The sequence below is a fragment of the Flagellimonas sp. genome (assembly GCF_965222555.1).
In the GTDB taxonomy this organism is placed as follows: Bacteria; Bacteroidota; Bacteroidia; order Flavobacteriales; family Flavobacteriaceae; genus Flagellimonas.
In genome coordinates this window covers 1,139,700-1,164,008 of the sequence record NZ_CBDCUG010000005.1, presented here as the reverse complement: position 1 = coordinate 1,164,008, position 24,309 = coordinate 1,139,700, and the positions used below count along the sequence as shown (strand labels likewise).

Annotated in this window: 23 protein-coding genes and 1 pseudogene; 11 read left to right on the top strand and 13 right to left on the bottom strand. The window is 38.7% G+C overall.

Features of this window, described 5'->3' with window-relative positions; translation table 11 throughout:
* Nucleotides 1-8: 8 nt before the first annotated feature.
* A complete protein-coding gene (locus ACOQO1_RS13660; protein ID WP_420603439.1) occupies nucleotides 9-3,884 on the bottom strand; it encodes a carboxypeptidase-like regulatory domain-containing protein in 3,876 nt (1,291 codons plus the stop codon).
* 29 nt (nucleotides 3,885-3,913) lie between these two features.
* Nucleotides 3,914-5,062, bottom strand: coding sequence for a FecR family protein (locus ACOQO1_RS13655; protein WP_420603438.1), 1,149 nt, complete (start codon nucleotides 5,060-5,062; stop codon nucleotides 3,914-3,916).
* 133 nt (nucleotides 5,063-5,195) lie between these two features.
* On the opposite strand from ACOQO1_RS13655, the gene ACOQO1_RS13650 reads away from it, so the two are divergent.
* Nucleotides 5,196-5,756: an RNA polymerase sigma factor gene (locus tag ACOQO1_RS13650; RefSeq protein ID WP_420603437.1), complete on the top strand. Its 561-nt coding sequence runs from the start codon at nucleotides 5,196-5,198 to the stop codon at nucleotides 5,754-5,756.
* A gap of 2 nt (nucleotides 5,757-5,758) precedes the next feature.
* Here the strand turns inward: ACOQO1_RS13650 and trpS are convergent, their stop codons facing one another.
* Together trpS and ACOQO1_RS13640 are read right to left on the bottom strand one after the other, a co-directional pair.
* Nucleotides 5,759-6,727 (bottom strand): tryptophan--tRNA ligase, encoded by a 969-nt coding sequence (gene trpS, locus ACOQO1_RS13645; RefSeq protein WP_420603436.1) that lies wholly within the window; start codon nucleotides 6,725-6,727, stop codon nucleotides 5,759-5,761.
* Between the two features lie 82 nt (nucleotides 6,728-6,809).
* Nucleotides 6,810-7,052 carry a GlsB/YeaQ/YmgE family stress response membrane protein gene (locus tag ACOQO1_RS13640; protein ID WP_420603435.1) on the bottom strand — a complete coding sequence of 81 codons (243 nt, stop codon included), beginning with the start codon at nucleotides 7,050-7,052 and terminating at the stop codon, nucleotides 6,810-6,812.
* Between the two features lie 58 nt (nucleotides 7,053-7,110).
* Between ACOQO1_RS13640 and ACOQO1_RS13635 the strand changes: the two genes are divergently transcribed.
* Nucleotides 7,111-7,845, top strand: coding sequence for a lysophospholipid acyltransferase family protein (locus ACOQO1_RS13635; protein WP_420603434.1), 735 nt, complete (start codon nucleotides 7,111-7,113; stop codon nucleotides 7,843-7,845).
* 11 nt (nucleotides 7,846-7,856) lie between these two features.
* Here the strand turns inward: ACOQO1_RS13635 and ACOQO1_RS13630 are convergent, their stop codons facing one another.
* From ACOQO1_RS13630 to recA, 5 genes are all read right to left on the bottom strand, one after another.
* Nucleotides 7,857-9,020, bottom strand: a complete 1,164-nt coding sequence (locus tag ACOQO1_RS13630; protein WP_420603433.1) for a histidine kinase — start codon at nucleotides 9,018-9,020, stop codon at nucleotides 7,857-7,859.
* A gap of 177 nt (nucleotides 9,021-9,197) precedes the next feature.
* Nucleotides 9,198-10,787: a hypothetical protein gene (locus tag ACOQO1_RS13625; protein ID WP_420603432.1), complete on the bottom strand. Its 1,590-nt coding sequence runs from the start codon at nucleotides 10,785-10,787 to the stop codon at nucleotides 9,198-9,200.
* A 1-nt stretch (nucleotide 10,788) separates the two neighbouring features.
* The gene (locus ACOQO1_RS13620; protein WP_420603431.1) at nucleotides 10,789-11,319 is read right to left on the bottom strand and encodes an RNA polymerase sigma factor; all 531 of its coding nucleotides are present in this window, start codon (nucleotides 11,317-11,319) and stop codon (nucleotides 10,789-10,791) included.
* A 47-nt stretch (nucleotides 11,320-11,366) separates the two neighbouring features.
* Nucleotides 11,367-11,789 (bottom strand): hypothetical protein, encoded by a 423-nt coding sequence (locus ACOQO1_RS13615; protein WP_420603430.1) that lies wholly within the window; start codon nucleotides 11,787-11,789, stop codon nucleotides 11,367-11,369.
* A 95-nt stretch (nucleotides 11,790-11,884) separates the two neighbouring features.
* Complete coding sequence (gene recA / locus ACOQO1_RS13610) at nucleotides 11,885-12,892, bottom strand: recombinase RecA (RefSeq protein ID WP_420603429.1); 1,008 nt, start codon at nucleotides 12,890-12,892, stop codon at nucleotides 11,885-11,887.
* Nucleotides 12,893-12,998: 106 nt separating this feature from the next.
* Between recA and ACOQO1_RS13605 the strand changes: the two genes are divergently transcribed.
* From ACOQO1_RS13605 to ACOQO1_RS13570, 8 genes and pseudogenes are all read left to right on the top strand, one after another.
* Entirely contained in the window at nucleotides 12,999-13,409 is a 411-nt protein-coding gene (locus ACOQO1_RS13605; protein ID WP_420603428.1) for a hypothetical protein, read from the top strand.
* Between the two features lie 356 nt (nucleotides 13,410-13,765).
* Nucleotides 13,766-14,927 (top strand): annotated as a pseudogene (locus ACOQO1_RS13600) (PSP1 domain-containing protein).
* A complete protein-coding gene (locus tag ACOQO1_RS13595; protein WP_420603427.1) occupies nucleotides 14,917-15,405 on the top strand; it encodes a gliding motility lipoprotein GldH in 489 nt (162 codons plus the stop codon). Before ACOQO1_RS13600 ends, ACOQO1_RS13595 begins: the two are co-directional and overlap by 11 nt.
* Nucleotides 15,406-15,410: 5 nt before the next feature.
* A complete protein-coding gene (locus ACOQO1_RS13590) occupies nucleotides 15,411-17,738 on the top strand; it encodes a transglycosylase domain-containing protein (RefSeq protein ID WP_420603426.1) in 2,328 nt (775 codons plus the stop codon).
* A 202-nt stretch (nucleotides 17,739-17,940) separates the two neighbouring features.
* Entirely contained in the window at nucleotides 17,941-18,642 is a 702-nt protein-coding gene (locus ACOQO1_RS13585; RefSeq protein ID WP_420603425.1) for a CoA transferase subunit A, read from the top strand.
* 23 nt (nucleotides 18,643-18,665) lie between these two features.
* Nucleotides 18,666-19,019, top strand: coding sequence for a four helix bundle protein (locus ACOQO1_RS13580; RefSeq protein ID WP_420603424.1), 354 nt, complete (start codon nucleotides 18,666-18,668; stop codon nucleotides 19,017-19,019).
* A 35-nt stretch (nucleotides 19,020-19,054) separates the two neighbouring features.
* Complete coding sequence (locus tag ACOQO1_RS13575; protein WP_420603423.1) at nucleotides 19,055-19,708, top strand: CoA transferase subunit B; 654 nt, start codon at nucleotides 19,055-19,057, stop codon at nucleotides 19,706-19,708.
* Nucleotides 19,709-20,033: 325 nt separating this feature from the next.
* Nucleotides 20,034-20,549, top strand: coding sequence for a GNAT family N-acetyltransferase (locus ACOQO1_RS13570; protein ID WP_420603422.1), 516 nt, complete (start codon nucleotides 20,034-20,036; stop codon nucleotides 20,547-20,549).
* Here the strand turns inward: ACOQO1_RS13570 and ACOQO1_RS13565 are convergent.
* Nucleotides 20,538-20,858 carry a hypothetical protein gene (locus tag ACOQO1_RS13565; RefSeq protein WP_420603421.1) on the bottom strand — a complete coding sequence of 107 codons (321 nt, stop codon included), beginning with the start codon at nucleotides 20,856-20,858 and terminating at the stop codon, nucleotides 20,538-20,540. The genes ACOQO1_RS13570 and ACOQO1_RS13565 overlap by 12 nt on opposite strands.
* Nucleotides 20,859-21,004: 146 nt before the next feature.
* Between ACOQO1_RS13565 and ACOQO1_RS13560 the strand changes: the two genes are divergently transcribed.
* Entirely contained in the window at nucleotides 21,005-21,709 is a 705-nt protein-coding gene (locus tag ACOQO1_RS13560) for an XRE family transcriptional regulator (RefSeq protein WP_420603420.1), read from the top strand.
* 1 nt (nucleotide 21,710) lies between these two features.
* Here the strand turns inward: ACOQO1_RS13560 and ACOQO1_RS13555 are convergent, their stop codons facing one another.
* Genes ACOQO1_RS13555 through ACOQO1_RS13545 form a run of 3 tightly spaced genes read right to left on the bottom strand, consistent with a single transcriptional unit; the run spans nucleotide 21,711 to nucleotide 24,256 of the window.
* Nucleotides 21,711-22,856, bottom strand: a complete 1,146-nt coding sequence (locus tag ACOQO1_RS13555; protein WP_420603419.1) for a methionine aminotransferase — start codon at nucleotides 22,854-22,856, stop codon at nucleotides 21,711-21,713.
* Complete coding sequence (locus tag ACOQO1_RS13550; protein WP_420603418.1) at nucleotides 22,849-23,328, bottom strand: very short patch repair endonuclease; 480 nt, start codon at nucleotides 23,326-23,328, stop codon at nucleotides 22,849-22,851. The genes ACOQO1_RS13555 and ACOQO1_RS13550 overlap by 8 nt, the downstream gene beginning before the upstream one ends.
* A gap of 46 nt (nucleotides 23,329-23,374) precedes the next feature.
* Nucleotides 23,375-24,256, bottom strand: coding sequence for a winged helix-turn-helix domain-containing protein (locus tag ACOQO1_RS13545; RefSeq protein ID WP_420603417.1), 882 nt, complete (start codon nucleotides 24,254-24,256; stop codon nucleotides 23,375-23,377).
* Between the last annotated feature and the right edge of the window lie 53 nt (nucleotides 24,257-24,309).

Sequence of the window (24,309 nt, the reverse complement as noted above, 5' to 3'; positions counted from 1 at the left end):
GTTTTGTACTAATCCTTTTCACCAAAAAGTTTAAGATAGGTTCCTGGTGTGCCATTTTGTGATAAACCTTCAATAGCTACTTGAATTTGACGTGCATTGTCCGAATTATAAAACATTACTCGAGCATTTCCATTTTTATCTGTAGTGAAAGTAGGATTCCAATATAAGGTTGACCGATAATCAGGAATGTTGTTTTCTTCAGCGCTAACATCATATTTTGGAGAATAAAACTCTCTTTGTATTGCATGTCCTGTAATTGTAAAATCAGCTGGCTGAGGAGGTGGCTCGTAATCCGACCCACCTTGCTTTGTATAAACCAATATCACCCCGTTGGCGCCCCTTGACCCATAAAAGGCTGCTGCCCCTCCTTTTAAAAGCTCCACACGTTCAACAGTAAAAGTATCCATATTCTGGATAAATGTAGGAGCAGGAACTGGTCGTAGGGTCTTTGCCAGAACATCTCCTCTGTCCAATGATTCATTTTCTCTTGCGGCCGCCACTTCTGTTTGAATGGAGGCAAGGCCAGATCCAAGATTGTCATCAAAGACAGGAACACCATCTACTACCCATAAAGGCGAACCTTGATTCCTTATGCTAACTGTGGCATTTCCCGACAATGGATCTCCTGAGACGGTTACACCCGCAAACATTTGTACCAAATCTATCACTGTGTGTGCCGATTTATTTTTTGAAGCATATAAAGTGGCATCTGGATTTTGCCCTAAGTTTGAAGGTCGTGAGCTGCTAATCCTTTTTATCTTTTTGTCAGTCACAACCACTTCATCCAACATGGTAATGTTTTTGGTTTCATGGAAGGTGAGGGTATTTTTTCTAACCGTTGAAAACCCTGAATATTTTTCGGCTTCGTTTATGTTTATGGGAACAAAACTCCTGAACTTGGGCTGAGGAACCACTATTTTGTTCTTTTCAAGGGTCATTTCAAAATCTATTGCTTTATTCTTATTATTGGTGGCGCTAAACACGAGCTCGGTTGGTCCATTGAGATTAAAGTTTGGAATTGAAAATGTTCCATCTGGAGCAGTTTTTACAGAGAACATCTCATAATCCTCACCAGACTTGGCAATTGCATTTAATGTAGCATTGGGGAAAGGTTTTTTATAAATGCCACGAACAATTCCGGAGAGTGTTATCCCTTTTGAAAACTGAAATTCCTTTTGCGGATATATGGCATTTTCAATTTTTTGCCATGAAAGTTTCCTCCAACCATGGGTAAGCATGACCAGATCCAATTTGTGCATGGTAGCTCTTTTCTGGTCTTGAAAAAGAAGACCGGGATTATCAATATGGCCTTTTATATCCGATTCCAATAAAAGATGGGTCAAAATGTTTGATGACTTTTTGCCCTTTACCACTTGCCCCGCATCTGTTACCGCAATAGAGAATTCACCGGAAATTGGTCTTCCGTTTGGATCGGTAACGTTTATTTCTATGGACATGGCATTTCTGTTTCCAAAAGTTTTTGGGTCAAGCTTTGTGTTTATGACCAATTCTTCCTGATTGTTAATGAAAACTGCACGTTCGCATCTGGGAATCTTATCGCTATCAAAAAGTGTTAGGGTCATGACACCGCTTGGCATTCTACTTTTTGGAATTTCAAAGCTTACTATTTGCCTGTCACCAAATTCAAACTTTCCCTGATAGTATTTTTTGCCATTTATATGTCCTATTACATAAAATTGCCGGTTTTTAAAAAGTGAGCTGGCTTGGACTTTTACCTCAATGCTTTTTTGACTTATATTGGTTGCTGTTAGGACATACCCCTGCGGTAGTATTTCAGGAAGGGAATACCTTTGGCCGGTGCTCAAAACGGCCTCATATTTTTTTCCCGCTTGGGGTTCCAAGGAAAAAAAACCTGCACCCCTGTCAATTGTACTAAGGGTTGCAATGTATTCACCATTTGAATCTAATATTTGCCCTGTCAGTTTCTCATCAAAACCATCACCTCCAACGGCTTTAAAAGCTATTCTACCTTTCAACCCTGTAACGGCATACCCTCCTTCAGGAAAAAATTGAAGATCAATTTCATTTTTGGCGGTTGAAGAGTTATTGTAAGCGGGTTTTTCATCTACAAGTTTTATTGTTTTGGTAAAAAAGAAATCATCATCAAAATTTCGCATCCAATCGGTATATGCTCGAAGTTGATAATTCCCGGACAACAGGCCTTCTGGAATTTTGATGGATCCACTTGCTTTGCCATCAATGATTTCCTGGGTCTGTGAGCTTACTATTTCATTGTCTGAGTTAATAAAATCAATATGTAATACTTTGCTCGCCAAGGAAAAGTGATGATAAGAGCCCAAAACAACATACCCACTGAACCAAATGGTTTCCTCTTTGGAGAATAAATCCTTGTCCGTATGCACATAAACTTTTTCAATAGGATTGTTGTTATTGTACAACCTTAAGTTTGTTCCCAATTCCTTTATAAAAGGATCTTTGGAAATGTTTGATTGCATTAAGGCCACTCGATCTCTACTATTTAGAAAAATAGAGCCAAAGGCCTTGTCCTTTTCAAAAGCTGAAATGACCTCTTTCTCCACAGGGGTTCTTTTAACGATTGGATTTTCTGCCCAGAATTTTTCGTTGTAACCAATATCGTCCAGCCTGTCCCAATCACTCTTGTTAAACCTGTAGAAACCTCCCATTTTTTTTCTGGATTTGGGAAAGTAGTGTTCAAAAAACATAAGATTTGAAGAGGAAGAGGTATGAAATTTAAAACTGTCATTGATGTAATAATCAAAACCCTGATCTATCTTAATATAATCAAGGGTAGCGTTTAGAACAGCGTCCTTTTTATAAGCTATCTCATAGGAAATACTGTAATTTTTCCAAGAGCCTTTTTTCTCTGATAACTTTACAAGCTTTATTTCATCATGTGAAATCTTTCCAACTATCTTGAGTATGTCATGAGAATTTATCTCGATATAAACCTCTGCCTCAAAAGTTGGAACCTGGGAGTCTTTTCTGGGTTTGAACCGGACCACTGCAATTTTATCTTTTCCAGAAGTTATATAATCTATAATGCTTAGGTTGTAGAACGCCTTAAAACTTGTGTGCATGGGAAAAACAAGCTCGTCCGTAGCAGGTTGCAAAGGGGTTATTAGCCGAGATAGAAGGGTGAAGTTTTTATTGTGCACACCACCGGGTTTAAGCGCATATCTCCCTTCAAGAATTTCCCAATCCTCAATTTCCCTATTGTTATATCTGATATCATAAATGATTTCGGAGAATTCTGAATAATTATCCCCATTCTTGCTTTTTTGCCGGTAAAAAGCTTTGCCATAATGGGAAATATTAGAGTTTTGAAATGCTTTTTGAAATGCTTTTCGGACTAGTTTGGTAGCATAGTTGTCATTTTTTGATGCAGTAACTGTGACTTCGTTAAGATCATGGGTCAACGGCTCAAGTTTTATAACTACAGTATTGCTTTGTGAAACTTCCACTACCTGTATTTCATAGTTGATATGTGAGAAAATTAGCTTTACAGGTAGTGCATCAACCGTAATGACAAACTCACCAAGCTCATTGCTTGAGGTTCCAATTGTTGAGGTTTCTGTGCCAATATTACAATAGGGGATGGTTTCACCTGTTTTTTTGTCAATGACTTTTCCAGTTATTTGGTGTTGTATAGGCTTTCTGTTGATGATAAGATCAGCATCATTTTTAATGAAAGAAAGCTCGGTTTTGCTCTCAAATACTTTGGACAGGTCAAGGTCTTTCAAATTCAAACTTGTTTGGGTGTTTGAAGGAAAATCCGATGCGTTTATTTGAAAAAAAGCTAGAACAAAGAAAAAAATGGAAACCCTTAGACCAAGTTTTGAAATGGTTCTAACAGAAAATTGTTGTGTTCTGGTTTTTTTCATAATATTTGGTTTTTTGAGGCAATTCAACGTCATTGTTTTGATGTGGTATCCTCAATGATGATTTTATTCTTGGTCAATTTATACTCAAATGCGGTGTGACTTCGAAAAGCATCCAATATTTGAGTTAATGTTTCTGTTGTAAAAGTGCCTGTATATCGTAAGTCATTTAACTGTGGTGATCTGTTTTCAATTACAGTATTGAAATGTCTTTCCAGTTTTTTAATAATTTCCCCAAAACGGTCATTGACAAAATGTAGTTTGTTTTCAGACCAGGCGATATATTTTTCGGGATCAATCTCTTGGACAATAAACACATCATTACTTGTGGCGACTCGTTGCCCTGGTTTTATGACAAGGAGCTTTTCTTCATTGAAAGGCAAAATGGGATTATACACGGCAATACTACCCTCGGTCAACACTGCAGAAACTTGATTGTCGTCCTTGTAGTTGGTAACATTGAATTTTGTACCATAGACCCTAACGTTCATTTTCTCCGTATGAACAATAAACGGTTGACTTTTGTTTTCTTGAATATTAAAAAACGCTTCCCCTTCTAAATAGACTTCCCTATTATTTTGACCTGTAAAGAATCTGGGGTACTTTAATCGACTTCCTGCATTCAGAAAAATAGTGGATCCATCAGACAATTTTAACTCAAAACGCTTTCCGTAGGGTACCGTTAACTGGTTAAGGGTTGAATCTATTTCAGATTTTTTTGAACTGTTATAGACAAGTGTACCTTGTTTTAAGGTCGCTATTGATATGTTTTTTTCATTGAAAATTGTACCACTTCCATTTTTTTCCAGGGTATGGAGCGCACCTTCACCTATTTCCAATGTAATTTTTGGATTATTATCAGCTTTGCCAGACCCATATGTATTTAAAAGGGAGCGTATTCCCAATACGGTTGAAAACAATACAATTAGAATAGCCGCATACTTGGCAAAAATTCGATATTTTTTTCTTGTTGGTCTTTCAATGTTTTCGGAAACCCCAAAAGTTTTTTGATAGGCCGATTCAACATCAATGGGCATATAACTAAGATCCAAATTTTGATTTACCTTGGACAAAACCTTGAAAATATGCTGGTTCTTGCGCGACTTTAACCAATCAAATAAGGTTAGAAGTTCCTCATCTGTGATAGTATCGGTGAGGTATTTGATTACCAGTTTTATCAAAATAATTAGTTTTATTGATTATAGATGCGCCTGTGAGACGTGAAAAAGAAGAAACACCCTTAACAAAAAACAGATTTTTTTAGTCTATATGGAATATTTTATATGAAGCCTACAAAATCCAATCAAGTAAACAATGGATGAGGAAGATTTGTACAGACTGATAAAACAGGATGATACAGGGGCAATGAAAGAGCTTTTTCATCGACATTATAGACCATTATGTATTTACATCATCCAGTTTACAAAGTCCTCGCAGCAAGCTGAGGATATAGTTCAAGATGTTTTTGCAAAACTTTGGGCAAGCCGCAAAGATCTCACCATAATCTCCTCACTTAAATCCTATCTATATCGCTCCGCCTATAACAGTTACATTGATAGGTTTAGAGAAAACAAAAAGGAAGGTTTGTTATTGAAAGACCTTAAACATGAGGCGTTGTCATCTCAAGCTGAGGAAGATAACATTTTGCTTCAGCGTAAAATTGAAAAAATCAAGAAGTTGGTGGACGCTTTACCGGAAAGATGTAAGGAAATAATCCTGTTAAGCAAAGAAAAAGGATATAAAAACAGGGAAATTGCAGAAGAATTGGGAATTTCAATAAAAACCGTAGAAGCACAAATACGAATAGCTTTCAAAAAAATTCGTAATGGCTTTGAAGATGATAGCCTCCTGTTTTTCTTGCTATCTAGATGGTGATTTTAGTACCCTAGTTTTTCCCTAACCCGATTCAATACTTCATCCGCTACTTTCCTGGCTTTTTCCGCACCAATGGCCAGGGCCTCATCCACTTCCTCCAAGTGGTTCATGTAGTAGTCAAATTTTTCTCGAGGTTCTGCAAATTTTTCCAGAATTACTTCGTAAAGCGCTTGCTTGGCATGTCCATAACCATAACCACCTGCTAAATAATTGGCACTCATTTCCTCAATTTGTTCAGGAGAGGCCAATATTTTGTATAAAGCAAAGACATTGTCGGTATTGGGATCCTTTGGGTCTTCCATTGGAGTACTGTCCGTTACAATGCCCATTAGCTGTTTGCGCAATTTTTTATCGGGTTGAAAGAGGTTGATAATATTCCCTTTGCTCTTGCTCATCTTTTGTCCATCAGTACCCGGAATGTACATGGTCTCCTCCTGCACTTTGGCTTCAGGTAGTACAAACGTTTCTCCCAATTGATTGTGAAATCTGGATGCTACATCCCTTGTCATTTCCAGATGCTGCAATTGATCCTTCCCTACAGGAACAATATTGGCATCATATAACAAAATATCGGCGGCCATAAGCATGGGGTAGCCGAACAATCCTGAATTCACATCTTCCAATCGGTCGGCTTTATCCTTAAAAGAATGTGCTAGAGTAAGGCGTTGGTATGGAAAAAAACAACTTAAATACCATGCAAGCTCGGTTACCTGGGGGACATCACTTTGACGATAAAAAACCGTTTTTTCAATATCTAGCCCAAAAGCGAGCCAGGTAGCCGCAGTGGCATAAGTGTTGTTTCTTAGTTCCTCTCCATTTTTTATTTGGGTGAGGGAATGCATGTCCGCAATAAAAAGAAAGGACTCGTTCTTTGGGTTTTGGGCCATTTGAATGGCAGGAATAATTGCCCCTAAAATATTTCCCAAGTGGGGAGTTCCTGTACTTTGGATTCCGGTTAAAATTCGGGCCATACCTAATATTTAGGGCGTAAAAGTAAGCATCCGAATGGGATAAAAAAAGTGCTGGACCTCTGGAGGTGAAAAGAAGTAAAGGTTATTTTTTAAACAATCCTGCAACAAAAAGTACAACGACTGCCCCAATGACACCTGTGAGCAAATCGCCAACAATTCCTGAACCAATATGAACGCCCAAAACACCAAACAGCCAATTGCCCACAATACCCCCAACAATACCTAGAATAATATTTATGAGTGCGCCAAAACCACCGCCTTTCATAATTTTACCGGCAAGCCAGCCTGCTGCGGCCCCAATCAACAAAGCATAGAGTAATCCCATTATTTTAAGATTTTATGGTTATTCCAATAAAGATATTCAAAAATTCTACTTTTGGTGCATGTTTGTCTTTCTCAAGAACATAGGGCATGTTTTGTACCGAATCTGGTTTTATGTACTTGTGACAGTCCCAATTGTTATTTTCTTTCCTTTTTTATTGTTGACCACATTATCCGAAAAAACATATAAACAATTTTTTTGGTTGGCCAGAAATCTATGGGCAAAAACGATTCTTTATGGGATGGGCTGTTTTCCAAAAATTACTAGGGAACAAACTATGGAAAAAGGGAAAAGTTATATGTTGGTGGCTAATCATACCAGCATGTTGGACATCATGTTCATGCTGATGGTCAGTAAGAACCCCTTTGTTTTTGTAGGGAAGAAGGAATTGGTAAAGATTCCCGTTTTTGGGTTTTTCTATAAAAGGGTCTGCATTATGGTGGATAGGGACAATATTAGAAGTAGAACGGGGGTCTATCGTCGTGCACAACGAAGATTGGATCAAGGGTTGAGTGTCTGTATTTTTCCCGAAGGGGGAGTTCCCGAAGAACATATTGTTTTAGACCAGTTTAAGGATGGGGCTTTTAAGATGGCGATTGCCCACAAGATTCCAGTTGTTCCTATTACATTTTATGATAATAAAAAGCGTTTTTCATTTACTTTTTTGAGTGGAGGACCTGGAAGAATTAGAGCAAAGGTGCACCACTTTTTTGAAACGGGTATTTTAGGTGAAGAAGATAAATCGACTTTGCGGGAGGAAGTTCGTGAAGTTATTTTAAAGGAACTTGAACAATAATCATAATAGGTTTAAATAAGGTTGGGGAGTTTTAGGGAAATTGTTCCTCCATTAAAACCATTTTCTTCTGTTGTAATAATTTCTTTTTCAATTTTATAGGGTTTGATGGCATTGATCAATTTTATTTGATCCTGCCATTGGATGATGTTTTCCCGATACCCAGGATTGTATACAGCCTTGGTTTCATCACCTTGATGACGGTGCTTAATTTGGAGGATTACGATGTCAGAGGAAACATTAAAACCAATATCCAATCGCTGATTTTTGTGTTGATGGAAAATAGAACGTTCCACAATGTTTTCAAAAAGGGTCTGTACCACAAAGGATGGAATGACAGCTCCTGATACGTTCAGGTCCTTTTCCACTACAATGGAATACTCAAACTTGTCATTGTACCTAAGTTTCTGCAACTCTAGATACCAATGCAACATATCAACCTCATCCCTTAAATTTACGACTTCTTTGTCCAAGTGTTTCAGATAAAATCGGATGAGTTTGCTAAAAACAGATAGATATTCCAGCGCCAGTTTTTTGTTTTCAGAAGTGATAAAGCTTTGAATGGCATTTAGTGCATTGAACACAAAGTGTGGGTTGAGCTGTGAGTTTAGGGCCTTTAATTTGAGCTCCACCATTTCCTCTTTGATTTTGAACAATCGGTTCTGCTTGTTCAAAAGAGCCTTGTTCATGCGAACGCTCTTAATTTTTATGGCACAAATGGAAGCCACGGCTGAGAGCATCTTAAGGTGCTTGTTTGTGAAGAACTTTTTTTGCGGGTGTTCACAATCGATTACGCCATAAATGGTATCCTCATCAGAAATAGGGACACATATCTCTGATAAACGGAGCTCATCATCCTCAATATAACGTGGGTCCTTGGAAGTGTCATCAATAATCTCGGGTTTACCTGTAAGGGCTACATGTCCTGTAATTCCTTCGCCAAGAGCAATTTCAACAGGTTTGTATAGGGTATTGTCTTTTGGATTTTTTGGACCATAAGCCGCTTTTTGTATCAACAACTTGTTCCCTCTATCAACCAGATAAATAACGCAATCAACAAAACCAAGTTTGGCAATACAATTCTTTGCTAAATCCCAAAGAATTTCCTCTTCATTTTCTTTGCCAAGAAGGGATTTTGAAAAATATACAAGTATGTCCTCAAACTGTCCAGTTTTCAATTCATTATGGTTGAAAGGGGAATAAAAAATACTAAATTTTTTCTGACTAGCTGATTTTTCGGGATGAAGGAACTGGAAGACACAACATTAATAGCAGAAATAAAAAAACACCCCGCAAAAGCGAGGTGCTTAATTGATTGCCTAAAGGGGCAACCTTCCTAACCAACTTCTTTATACCTAGAACTTAAAACGAACACCGCTGTAAACTCCAACGGAAAAAGGCCTAAATGAACCGGCGGTTTCAGAAAAGGTGTTTAATTGGTATTTAAAAACAGGCTCTAGGCTTAACTGCACTTTAGGAGAGAACTCATAATTTAGACCAACACCTGCATTGGCACTAAAATTTACAGAATTGGCATTATTGGCCTCTCCAATTTCTGTTACCAAATCCTCTGATTCCAATAACACGGAGTTTTCAACTAAGAAAAGTGAGCTGACTCCTCCAATGATATCGACCCCAAATTTTTTGTCTATCAAGGCATAATTGACCTCAAGGGGAACTTCTATATAACCCAGTTGCTGAACCATTTTTCCATCAAAAGATGGGTTTTCGTTTGCTGCCAATTCCAAGAAGGCATCATTTGCCGTCCTTTCAGTAGGATTGTCTTGACTTTCAACCACAATAGTACGAGAAGCCTGACTATAATCAATATTGGCGATTTTTTCATCAGAGGAAACAGCCAATGATGATGAAAATGCAACATTATTGGTGTCATAACCAAAATTGACCTTGTGTACTCCAGAACGGACTTTAAGTTTTTTGCCAATGTTATAGGCCACTGTAAGACCATAGCTTAGGTTTACGTTCCCAGATTTTGAATTGGATGAAAAATTGGAATGAATGGGAGATCCCTCACCGGAGCCATTAAAATATACAGGGGCCACAGAGGGTCCTACAGACCATTTTCCGCTGGTACTTTCTGCAACAACCTCTTCTTCGCGTTCCTCAATTACTTCAAAAATGGACCTCTCATCGGGTTGTTTATTTTCTGCATTATTTTGGGCAATACCCTCATCTTCCGTAACACTTTCTATGGTTTTCCCTTGGTGGGATGAATCTTTCTGGAGATTACCTTCGGCAGGAACATTATTCCCAATTTTTTCATCACTTACGACAGCAACGGAAGTAGCATCACTATTTTTTCTGTCAAGCTCCATCGGATCTGTCTCCCGCTTCTCAATTGCTATATCTTTATTTGGAGTATTATTGGTAACAACAACTTCTTCACCAATACCTAATTGTTCTTTTTGATTTGTACCTGTAACGGTTGGAGAATTTTTGTTTTCAATGGATTCCCTTTCCTGTTTGGCTTTTGTTGATACTAGCTGCTGCTCGGATTTTATGCTACTATTTTTGTTCAAAAAGGCGTCTCTATCATTTTCCGTAATTGAGGAGTCACTATTGGTAACATCACCTTTTGTACTGTCTTCCGAAGATGATTCCACCAATTGTGTATCGTCCACATCTGATGACTGCACAGACCTATTGGAATCTTCCGAAACACCTTCATTAAAAGTGTCGTTGTTTTCAACATTGGTTATAATGGTTTCACCATCACTTGCCTTATCCAATGGATTGATAACATAAAATAGGATGGCCAGCAAAGCGGCGACCCCTCCGAGGCGCCACCAAATTGGAATGACCCTCCTTTTTCTTTTCTTTTTGTCCAGCGACGCTTCAATGGAATCCCAGACCTTATCATCCGGAACTACGTTAAAATCATCAAACGTCTCTTTGAACAATTGCTCTAAATTCTTTTTCCCCATCTTAAGCAATGTTTATACTTTCCTTTTCTATTTTTTCCCTCAAAATCATTTTGGCCCTGGCCAAATTGGATTTCGATGTACCAGTGGATGTCCCCAACATCTCACTTATCTCTTTATGGCTATAACCATCCAAAACATATAGATTAAATGTCAACCTATATTTATTGGGCAGCTCTTGAATATACCCTAGCAAGGTGGACAGACTAATGTCTGCTTGGTTTGTGTCCACATTGATTTCTTCAGCAATATTTTCTGAAACCACATTTAAATATTGCTCTTTTCTATATTTTTGAAGTACCGTATTTACGGTAATTCGCTTGATCCAACCCTCAAAAGAACCTTTAAAATTAAATTGGTCGATCTTACTGAAAATTGTCATAAAACTGTCGTGCAGATTATCTTCGGCTTCAGTTTTATTCTTGGAATACTTAAGGCACATACCGAAAAGAATACCGGAGTATTTCCGGTATAATTCAGCTTGCGCCTGTCTTTTTCCTTTTTTACAATTATGTATCAGTTGTTCAAGATCCAAATGTTGGTCAATTTTGGATTATTGATATTTAGTTTGCTAAACTTGGGCTATTGCACTGGAATGGTGTATTCCAGATATGTTGCTTCATCATTACTATCGGTACCTGCATAAAACCTAAAATTATATTCACCTGTAAAAAGCACATTGAATTTTAGAATTGCAACAACCTCTTCCAATGCTTGTGTGCAAGCTGTATCGCCTGTCAACTCTGAACCAATGGCCACTATATCACGATTGGTCTCCGCTGTCCTTGTCACATCAAAACCCTCAAAGAAGGTGCAGCCGTTGGGCCTTATGTACGTGACTTCGATATCATAAGTCTGGTTCAGTTCAAAAAATTCAGGCACTTTGGCATCTACCACCTTAAGTGTCTTAAACTGAAAATTTTGCCCATCATCATCCAAATCACATGAGCTAAACAATGCACAAACTCCAAACAGAGCAAATAGCACAATTACCTTTTTCATCATTAAAATCCTTTTTTAACCCCTAGATGAATGGTATATGCAAGGGTTGCGTATATTTTCACAACCTTGGTCGAATAATTTGGCTTTTTGTGCCTTTTTTAGGCATTCACTGCAGCAATGGCCTCCCTAATTTTGGTTTCCAATTCTTCGGATAGCTCCGGATTGTCGGCAAGAAGCGCTTTTACCGCATCCCTTCCTTGACCTAATTTGGTGTCGCCATAACTGAACCAAGAACCACTTTTTTTGACAATTTCATAGGCAACGCCCAAATCAAGAATTTCCCCAATTTTTGAGATACCTTCACCATACATGATATCAAATTCGGCAGTTTTGAAAGGTGGAGCCACTTTGTTTTTTACAACTTTCACCCTGGTCTTGTTTCCTTGTACACCACCATCAGTGTCCTTTATCTGGGTAGATCGTCTAATATCTAACCGAACAGAGGCATAGAACTTTAGTGCATTACCACCGGTCGTGGTTTCCGGATTGCCAAACATCACCCCAATTTTTTCTCGCAATTGGTTAATGAATACAACGGTACAATTGGTTTTGCTGATCGTAGAGGTCAACTTTCGTAATGCCTGCGACATTAGTCGAGCATGTAATCCCATTTTGGAATCTCCCATTTCCCCTTCAATCTCACTTTTGGGGGTAAGGGCGGCAACGGAATCGACAATTACAATATCGATAGCGCCAGATCTAATAAGATTATCCGCAATTTCTAAAGCTTGTTCCCCGTGATCAGGCTGTGAAATGATCAGGTTGTCGATATCTACACCCAATTTTTTGGCATAAAAACGGTCAAAAGCATGTTCTGCATCAATAAAAGCGGCAATACCGCCATTTTTTTGAGCTTCTGCAATGGCATGAAGGGTCAAGGTCGTTTTTCCAGAAGATTCAGGGCCATAAATTTCAATTACACGACCTCTGGGATAACCTCCAACACCCAAAGCAATATCAAGCCCCAATGATCCCGAAGGGATAACCTCAACATCTTCGACCACGCTGTCCCCCATCTTCATGACAGCACCTTTACCATAGGTCTTGTCCAATTTGTCCAGTGTTAGTTTTAAGGCTTTTAATTTTGCTTCTTTTTCGTTGCTCATGGTTCTCTGTATTAGGAAGGCTAAAATACCATTTCTTTCTTCATGCAACAATAGGCGCGCAACCTTTTTAAAAGAAGAATGTCTTAATGGATATACAATCAAATCAATGAAAAGAAAGGCAGTCATCTATGTAATGCTGGTATTGTTGTTTTCCTGTTCAAAGGGAGATGATAACTCCAGTCAACCTTCGTCGTTACTTGGAAGGATAGAGAAGGTTTGCTCAAAAGCAAATACGAGTAGTATCAAAGAAAAAATACTGACATATCTAAATGAAGAATCCTCAACCCAGGAATACCAATATGTGCTAAAGGGGGAATATAATGGAAATGCAGTTTTTGTTTTTGGAAACTGTTGTCCTTTTTGCAATACTGTGACGCAAGTATTTGACTGCTCGGGTAATCTTTTGGGTTATGTTGATTATTCAAACTCTGGTAAAGAAAATGCAATCAATGACAATAAGATTACAAACAAAGAAAATTTATGGCCTAAAACACCAAATTGTAATTTTAAAGACTAAAAACGCAACCTTTTTAAAAGCGTGTATCTAATGGACAACTGATTCAAAAAACGATATATCGAATCGATAAATCGGTTCAACACCACACAAGGGCAAGGAAAATTTGCGCTATGAAAAGAAACAAAGTGGTTGAAAGGGCTTTTTATAAAAAGCCCTTTCTTTTTTGACTTCATATTATATGGTTCCGTAAGGCTTAACATTTTCTTTTATTGGGAGAATGAAAGTGTCAATGCAATAGGGTTTTCAAAAAAATGGCATTTCCCTGCTGGCACAAATTGTACTATATTTACCATTAGTAATTTTATGAACCCTTTTTAAGGAAATACTATGTATTTCCTTAAATCAAGATAAAAAATATGGGATGTAGCAGTTGTTCAACCGGCAAGGATGGACAACCGCGGGGTTGCAAGAACAATGGTACTTGTGGCACAGATGGTTGTAATAAGCTAACAGTCTTTGATTGGCTTTCCAATATGTCGCTGCCCAACGGTCAAAAACCTTTTGATTGTGTTGAGGTACGTTTCAAGAATAGCAGAAAAGAGTTTTTTAGAAATGTCGATGGCATTCCTTTGGCCATTGGAGATGTCGTGGCCACACAAGCCAAGTCAGGCCATGATGTTGGGATTGTAACACTAACAGGTGAGCTGGTCAAAGTGCAAATGAAAAGAAAGAAAGTCGCGCACAATGACGAAACACTCCCTAAGATTTATAGAAAAGCATCGCAGCGCGACATTGACATTTGGCAAAAATGTAGAAACAAAGAGGCAGAGATTCAAAAACGATCTCGGGAAATTGCAATATCCCTCAGGCTTGAAATGAAATTGAGCGATGTTGAATTTCAAGGAGATGGGTCCAAAGCAACTTTTTATTATACTGCCGAAGAACGGGTAGATTTTAGGCAATTGATCAAGGATATGGCCAAGGCCTTTGGTATCCGAATTGAAATGCGTCAGATTGGATACCGTCAGGAAGCTCAGCGTTTGGGCGGAATAGGATCCTGTGGTCGTGAACTTTGCTGTTCTACTTGGCTAACTGATTTCAGATCGGTGAGTACCGCATCCGCAAGATATCAGCAATTGGCACTTAATCCCCAAAAATTGGCCGGTCAATGTGGCAAACTTAAATGTTGCCTTAACTACGAACTGGACATGTACTTGGAAGCTTTAAAGAACTTTCCGCCACAGGACAGCAAACTGAATGACCCAAAAAGGAATTGCCTTTTGCCAAAAAGCGGATATTTTCAAAGAGACATTATGGTTTTCCTATAAAGACGACCCTGCAAATTGGCACGCCTTGAATAAGGAGCAAGTATTGGAGATTTTAGAGTTGAACAAAAACAAAGAAAAAATTGCCAGCTTGGAAGAATATGCCCAAGACAATGTTAGTGAGGAAAAAATGGTTTTTGAAAATGTGGTGGGCCAAGATAGCCTTACCCGATTTGATAAACCCAAGAGAAAGAAAAGAAATAACAAAAAAAGAAGAAAAAATAAACCCAAAGCTAGACCCAATGCACAATAAATTCTTCATTGTCTTGGTTTTCTTTTTGTGTCTGATTTCATGCAACGACAATTTGGTTTTTTCAGAATATCAACCAATGGACGATGGAAAGTGGGAAATAGATGATCAAGTGTTGTTTCAGTTTTCGGAATTGGATTCAGTACAGACCCATAACATGTTCATCAACATACGGAATGACAACACATTTGAATTCAGCAATCTTTTTTTAATTACCGAATTGGAACACCCAAACGGAGAGACCTTTAAAGATACGTTGGAATACAAAATGGCCGAACCCAATGGAGAGTGGCTGGGAAAAGGTTTGGGAAGTATAAAAGAAAATAAGCTTTGGTTTCAGGAAAAAATCGTTTTTCCCGATTCCGGCGTATATAAACTAAGCATTGCGCATGCCATGCGCAAAAATGGTGATGTAGATGGTGTTCACATTTTGAATGGCATAACCGATGTTGGTTTGGAAATAGAAAAAAGTACGCAATAAAAACAATGGCAAAAACAAAACAAAAGAAGCAAAAAGGTTTCTTTCCCTTCATCAAATGGTTTTGGATTCTCTTTGGATCTGGCCTCTTTTTATTTCTCTTATTATTCCTTTTGGCTGCATGGGGCGCATTTGGTGAAATGCCAACCTTTGAGCATTTGGAAAATCCAAGCACCAACTTGGCAACAGAACTTATCTCTTCAGATAGTAAAACACTTGGCAAGTTTTATTTGGAAGACAACCGTACCGATGTTTCGTATGATGAGCTTCCACAAAATTTGATTGATGCCCTAATTGCGAGTGAGGATATCCGTTTTCATGACCATTCGGGAATTGATGCGCGCGGAACCCTACGGGCAATGTTCTTTTTAGGCAAACGTGGAGGAGCAAGTACCATTTCGCAACAGCTGGCCAGACAGCTTTTTGTTGGGGTACGGTCAAGAAACAAATTTGAGACCATAAAACAAAAGGCGATGGAATGGGTCATCGCCACCCGTTTGGAAAGAAGTTATACCAAGGAAGAAATCATCAGCATGTATTTGAACATCTATGATTTTGGAAACAATGCAGATGGCATCCGTTCCGCTTCCAGAATCTATTTTGGTAAAGAGCCCAAAGACTTAAAATTGGAAGAGTCAGCTATGCTGGTAGGGATGTTGCAGAACTCTTCGCTTTATAATCCGTTACGGCGCGAGGAACTGACCTGGAAAAAAAGAAACATCGTATTGGGGCAATTGGCAAGGTATGAGTACATCACCGAAGCAAAGAGAGATTCGCTCCAGGCAATGGAAATCAATCTGAACTATAATCCGGAATCACATCGTGAAGGGTTGGCCACTTACTTTAGGATGTATATGCAGCAGTGGCTAAATAGATGGGTGAAAGAAAACCCAAAACCAGATGGTGAGAAATACAATATCTATTTGGATGGATTAAAGGTGTACACTACGATAGATTCCCGTATGCAGAAAAATGCTGAGGATGCTGTTGAGGCCCATATGAAAAATCTGCAAGCCGAGTTTTTCCATCAAAACACACCAGAACGAAATCCAACAGCTCCTTTTTTGGATTTGACCAAAGGCGCAATTGATACCATAATGCGACAAGCAATGAAACGATCGGACCGGTGGAGAGTGCTCAAGGGGCAAGGAAAAACCGCAGAGGAAATTGAAAAAACATTCCTTGAAAAAACGGAAATGACGGTCTTTGATTGGAACAGTGATTCCTATGAAAAAGACACCATCATGACACCGATGGACTCCATTCGCTATTACAAAACGTTCTTACGAACAGCAATGATGTCCATGGAACCCCAAACAGGCCATGTAAAAGCTTGGGTAGGAGGTGTTGACTATAAACACTTTCAATACGATAACGTTTATCAAGGAGCCAGACAAGCAGGATCAACATTCAAACCTTTTGTCTATGCAGCTGCCATTGACCAGTTGCGATATTCTCCTTGCGATTCCCTTCCAGATAATCAATATTGCATTGAACCTTTGAAGTATGGAAATCCGGAAAAATGGTGCCCTAAAAATTCAGATGGAAAATATTCTGGAAAAAACATGACCCTTAAGCATGCGCTGGCCAATTCGGTAAATACGGTAACTGCCCAATTGATGGATAAAGTAGGGCCAAAATCTGTGTCAATAATTGCAAAGAGTATGGGTATTAAACGAGAGATTCCAGAAGTGCCTTCCATTGCCTTGGGAACTCCGGATGCTAGTGTTTATGAAATGGTCGGGGCCTTTGGCACCTTTGCCAATCAAGGCGTTTATGTAAAACCAGTAATGGTTACCCGCATAGAGGATAGAAACGGAACTGTGCTTTATGAATATGTGCCAGAAACTAAAGATGTGTTGAGCAAGGATGTGGCCTATGCCATGGTCAATTTGATGGAAGGTGTTACCAGAGGAGGATCAGGAACGAGGCTAAGACATACTTTTGCCAAAAACGATAGGGTTTATAAAGACATCATTACTGGATATCCCTATGAATTGAACAACCCTATTGCTGGTAAAACTGGGACTACCCAAAACCAAAGTTACGGGTGGTTTATGGGGATGGTGCCCAATCTGGTTACAGGAGTTTGGGTAGGAGGTGAAAATAGGGCTGTACATTTTAAAAGACTCGCTTATGGTCAAGGCGCATCCATGGCATTGCCTATTTGGGCTTTGTACATGAAGGAAAATTATGAGAATGAAGAATTGGGTGTTTCTAAAGATGCCTTTGAAGAACCTGAGGAGTTATCCATTAATGTGGATTGTACCAAAATATTAAAAGAACTTCAAGAAGAACTGGATACCGAGGATGATTTGGATGACATTGGATTCTAAGTTGAAGATATTCTAAAAATATCGGCCCCAAGACCATTTATGGCTTGGGGCTTTTTTATTTCATAAAGAATTCCCCGATGCTTTGCGTCGGGGTTTCTGAAGAAATGTCATTCCCGCTTATGCGGGAATCCAAATAAAAAAAATTCATTTTTAAGAAATTCTTTTATTATTGTAATTTCAGGGCCTAATAAATGCGAATTCCATGATCAAGAAAATAGTACCTAATGTTGAAGAGGCCCTGGGAGGTGTAACCGATGGAATGACTTTTATGTTGGGCGGATTTGGTCTTTGTGGCATTCCAGAAAATGCTATTGCCCAACTGGTAAAATTGGGAGTCAAGGATATTACCTGTATCTCCAATAATGCTGGGGTAGATGATTTTGGTTTGGGCCTACTTCTTCAAAATCATCAAATAAAAAAGATGATTTCATCCTATGTTGGTGAAAATGATGAGTTTGAACGACAGATGTTGAGTGGGGAATTGGAGGTTGAACTTACACCTCAAGGCACTCTGGCGGAGAAATGTAGAGCGGCACAAGCCGGTTTTCCAGCATTTTATACTCCTGCCGGATATGGAACTGAAGTAGCCGAAGGCAAAGAAACCCGTGAATTTGACGGAAAAATGTATGTGCTGGAACCCGCATATAAGGCAGATTTTGCATTTGTAAAGGCATGGAAAGGGGATGAAGCAGGGAATTTGATTTTTAAGGGAACAGCCCGAAATTTTAACCCGTGCATGTGCGGAGCTGCCAAAATCACGGTAGCTGAGGTGGAGGAATTGGTACCTGCGGGAAGTTTAGATCCTAATAATATCCACATTCCGGGAATATTTGTACAGCGTATTTTTCAAGGAGCGAGGTACGAAAAACGAATTGAACAACGAACGGTTCGTTCAATTGATTAATTGTTCAATGTGAAAATTCGAAAATGAGAAATGACAAACAAAATCTAATTGTTGACAAAACGTTCGAGTTTTCATTAAACATTATTGAATTTTCAGAATCGATTAGGGAGTTGAACAGATTTGAAATGGCTTCCCAAATATTTAGAAGCGGCACATCAATCGGGGCAAATATTCGTGAAGCGCAAAATGCAGAAAGTAAAGCCGATTTTATACACAAATTTAAAATTGCGGCAAAAGAGGCAGATGAACTGGAATATTGGCTAAAACTTTGCGAGGATTCCATTCATTACCCAGAACCAAAGAAGAATTTAATGGAAGAGCTTAAGTCGATTATTTTGATTATTTCAAAAATAATTTCGACCAGTAAGAAGAGATAAATCAACAAATTTAAGAATAGGCATATTTTCAAATCATGTTAGATAAGAACGGAATCGCAAAACGAATTGCAAGGGAAGTCAAAGACGGTTACTATGTTAACTTGGGGATAGGGATTCCAACACTGGTTGCCAATTTTGTTAGGGATGACATTAGCGTGGAATTCCAAAGTGAAAATGGTGTATTGGGGATGGGGCCATTTCCTTTTGAAGGAGAAGAAGATGCCGATATCATCAACGCTGGAAAACAGACCATAACCACTTTGCCTGGAGCCTCATTTTTTGATTCATCCATGAGTTTTGGAATGATCAGGGGGCAACATGTAGATCTCACCATTTTGGGAGCTATGGAAGTGGCCGAAAATGGAGATATAGCCAATTGGAAGATTCCTGGAAAGATGGTAAAGGGCATGGGAGGTGCTATGGATTTGGTTGCCTCTGCGGAAAATATCATCGTAGCCATGATGCACACGAATAAGGCCGGTAAATCCAAGTTGCTCAAAAAATGTACGCTTCCTTTAACTGGAGTTGGCTGTGTAAAAAAAATAGTGACCAATTTGGCTGTTTTGGAGGTAACCGACGACGGATTTAAACTATTGGAAAGGGCACCGGGAGTTTCGGTAGATGAAATTGTGAGAGCTACAGAAGGAAACTTGGTAGTGGAGAACGATGTTCCTGAGATGAAAATTTAGAACAGACCAATCAGTTTGTTTTACAACAAAAACGGCACACTACACAACAAATTCTTTATTCTTCAGTTATCATAAGGTATTTTTGGTTTTATTAAATTTTTTCCCCAAATTAACACCTTAAAATTTTAACCATGGCCCCGAAACTAAACCAAACCTCTGTGGATGATTCTATCCAAGTGTACAGAAACGATTTTTTTACAGGAATTATACTATTGATCAAAAAGCTTTTTATGCTTTAGAATCTGAACAGAACAAAAAAATTCAAGAGCCAATCCTTAAGGATTGGCTCTTTTTTTTCAATATTTTTAGCTGAAAAACGACAACTATGACTCTGAGTATTGAACGCTGTACAGCTGTAGATCTGGATAATTTGGTTCAGATATCCAAGGACACTTTTATTGCGGCTTTTGAAACACAAAATGACCCAGAGGATTTTAAGAAATATATGGACTTCGCTTTCAGTAAGGAAAAACTCCAGTCCGAATTAGAAAATAAAAGCACCCAGTTCTATTTTGTCTTTGATCATAAGGAAAAAATCGGGTATATAAAACTGAACAAGGGCGAAGCGCAAACCGACATTAATGACACCGATTCGTTGGAATTGGAACGAATTTACGTTATACAATCCCATCAAGGAAGGGGAATAGGGGAATGGTTGCTTCAACAAGTAAAACAACTGGCCCATAAAGAAGGTTTGAACTATGTTTGGCTTGGTGTTTGGGAAAAGAACAAAGCGGCCATCAGATTCTACCTAAAGCATGGTTTTGTTAAATTCGGAACCCACCCCTATTACATCGGAAAGGACAAACAAACCGACTGGTTGATGCGTCTAGACGTTTAACAAAGTATTCAAAAACAATGTATCTCCTTCCGCCTGGAGTTTAAATGCTATTGAATTTTCAAATGCAGCGTGTACCAAAAGTGAAATGGCCTTGGCATTGGACTTGGTTAAACTGTTGGTCCTATAGACCACATCCCGAATGGTGGAAAAACTAACATTACTCCGAGAAGCAATGTTGGCATAGTCGTTTTTGGTAACATTTCTACGCAACACCGAAGAGAGTTGTTCGCTGATTGGTTTTCCGTAATCTTCCTGTGAAAACATGTTATCACTATTGATAACCAGATTGAAGTTTTTGATTGACCCCATACTAAAGTTTTTTAGCAGTTTGTAAATTAATTTATCGGGGTCACATCCTATTTTCTATATTTGGTTTGTAACCCAATTACAGAAATGTATAGACTAGCTGCGCAGAATCAAATATACGAAAAATAACTACATATTATAAGAAAAGTATGCGAGTAATTAAGCAGCTAAGACGTAACAAAGGTGTAAGTCAAACGCTCTTGGCCGAAGCAGTTGGTGTTAGTCTACGTACTATCCAGACTTATGAACAGAAAGATGCTAATATTCCAACTAAAAACTTATCCAAAATAGCCGCTTATTTTGATTTGACCATTGCCGAATTGTATTTACGAGCGGTCAATGAAATGAGCGATACCTACGCAGAAAATAAAACTTTTATAAAACACGGCTGCGTATTCAATCCATTGGATCATGGAAAGTATACAGTTCAAATACCGTTGGTGCTGGTAGAACGACAAAAGAACTATATAAAAAGTTTGGCGGAAAGCCGCTTGGGCAACAGTCCATTTAGAACAAATTTTGTTATTGACTTTGTAGAAGAAGATGCCTATAAGGCATTTGAAGTTTCAGGAGATTCCATGAACGATGGAAGCATTGACGCAATTCCCAATAAGGCAATAGTATTAGGCGTTAAAACAAGAAAAGAGAGTTTTGTCCGGGAAAGTAACTTAATGATTGGTAAAATTTATATCCTGGTTTGCAAAGACAGAATTATTTGTAAGAAAATCACTGGGGTTGACAGTGCTAAAAATATTCAATGCCATAACCTGAACGAATCTCCGGAATATCAAGATTTTGAACTACCCTTTGAAGACGTACTGGAAATTTTCAGGATAGTTAAAAAACAGTACTAGTCTAAATCCCGTTTAGGATTTCGGCGGCTTGATCCAATACGTCATTGGTTTTTGCAAAGCAAAAACGTAAAAACCGCTCATTGTAATCTGTACCACAAAAAACGGAGACTGGAATACTGGCAAGTTTGTGTTCCTTGATCAATCGTTCCGCAAAATCGGTATCCTTTTCTTGGGTAATCTCTGAATAATCCAACAGCTGAAAATAAGTGCCTGCTGAAGGGGTCATTTTAAATCGGGAATTTTTTATGGCATTTAAAAAATAATCCCGCTTGTTCTGATAGAAATTATTGAGATGGAGATAATGCTCTGGAGTTTTTAAATACGCTGCCAAAGCAACCTGAATGGCATGATTAACAGAAAAGACATTAAACTGATGTACTTTTTGAAATTCTTGCATCAACCATTTGGGCGCAGTGCAATACCCCATTTTCCATCCCGTGGCATGGAAAGTTTTCCCGAACGAAGAACAAATGACACTGCGTGAGGCCAGATCGGGATATTTGGCAGCACTCTCGTGCTTGGCACCATCAAAAACAATATGTTCGTACACCTCATCGCTCAATAAAATAATGTTGGTTCCTTTTAAGATTTCCTGAAGTTTCAGCATGTCTTTTTCGGACCAAATAGTTCCTGTTGGATTATGTGGTGTGTTGATGATGACCATTTTGGTCTTGGATGAAATAGCAGATTTAAATTTCTCCCAGTTCATTTTAAAATCATTGCCTTCCAAAGCAACTGGAATAACGATACCTCCAAAAAGCTCAATGGCCGGCTCATAACTGTCATAAGCTGGTTTAATGACAATAACTTCATCCCCAGAGTGGACAAAGGTTGAAATGGTACTGAAAATAGCTTGCGTGGCCCCAGCGGTAATAATGATTTCAGATTCGGGGTGGTAAGAGTGACCGTACAGACTTTCAATTTTTTCTGAGATTATTTCCCGAAGGGAAAAAACGCCCTGCATGGGGGCATATTGGTTATACCCATTTTTGAAGGCATGATCTATCAATTCCAAAAGTTTTGGATCTGGGTCAAAATTGGGAAACCCCTGGGATAGATTTACCGCATTATGGGTATTTGCCAATTGACCAATGGTTGTGAATATGGTGGTGCCCACATTGGGTAGTTTGGATGTTATATCAATCATGGATTGGATTTCTTTTTAATGATTCAATTACTTTTTCTAGGCAAGTGTCCAAATGTTTCTTTACCTCGCTCTCCCAAAACCGAAATACGGTATAGCCCATTTCCTCAAGAGCAAGATTCACTTCTTGGTCCCGTTGAATGTTACGTTCTATTTTTGGAATCCAGAATTCGCGATTGGTTTTTATTTTATGTTTGCGCTCTTCCCAATTGTGCCCGTGCCAAAATTCCCCATCAATAAAAATTACGGTCTTGTATTTTTTTAGGGCGATATCTGGCTTGCCGATCAGTTTTTTATAGTCGATACGGTACCGATAACCTGCTGCCCAAAGGGCTTTTCGAAACGCCAATTCCGGTTTGGTATTTTTTCCACGGATCTTGCCCATGATCTTGGAGCGTTCCGGCGTGGTATAAAATCCTGATTCCTCGTTAAAACGAGGGACCTTTATACGTTCTTCAGAATACTTTTTGGGCATGGTTCAAGATAGCAAAAACAGATGCATTTGGGTTTATTTAGGTGGGCTATTTGCGTTGTTTTTTGACAACTTCCAGCTTATATCCAACCCCATGAACATTGACTAAGTTTATCTGGTTATCGTCTTTGAACTTCTTTCGGATTTTTGAAATAAAGGTATCCAAGCTACGGCCCACAAAAACACCCTTGTCTTCCCACACTTCTTTAAGAAGAAAATCTCGTTTTACCACTTTGTTTTCGTTGTCAGAGAATATTTTAAGGAGTTCCGTTTCCTTTGAGGTAAGTTTGATGCTCAATCCATCTTTCATCAATTTATTTTGGTCTTTGTAGAACATATAGCTCCCAATGGTTGAATACGCCAATGAATCATGGAGTTGTGCCGCTCCTTTTTTCTTTATCCAATAAAACAGGCCAATGCCCATTAAGCCTAAAAGAACTAGAGTGTACCAAGAAGAACCCATAGCAAACCCCATTAAGGAAGAAGGCTTGTTGAAAAGCACATTTATGGTATAACAATGTAGTGGCAGATTCCGTCCCCTGCAGGGAACAATGTTCTTTTCCTCATCGTTGAATGCGTAGTAACTATAGGACACCTCTTCGTTTTGGCACTCAATAACCTCTACAAGGTATTCATTGGGCAGGTTCAGAGCTTGGAAATTTTTGGTAACTGCCGCTACTAGGCTATCAGGGGATATGGGCAGTTCTTTTTGGAATGACAATTGAAATTTATTCTGCTCCAGTTCAACCACGGGCAATATTAAGGAGGTAGAATCTTTGCTTTGCAACAACAATGTATTCCCAGTATTTCGTAAGGCAACTTTTACCAAGCTCGAGAAGGTTTCTTTTTTGGCACTGGGGGAATAATCAAATACAACAAAAGAAAGAGTCAATATGACAAGAGCGCTATACAGGGAGATTATGGCTTTCATTACCGAATGGATTTAACTCGCAAAAAATTGCATTTTTTTGCACTTCATTTACA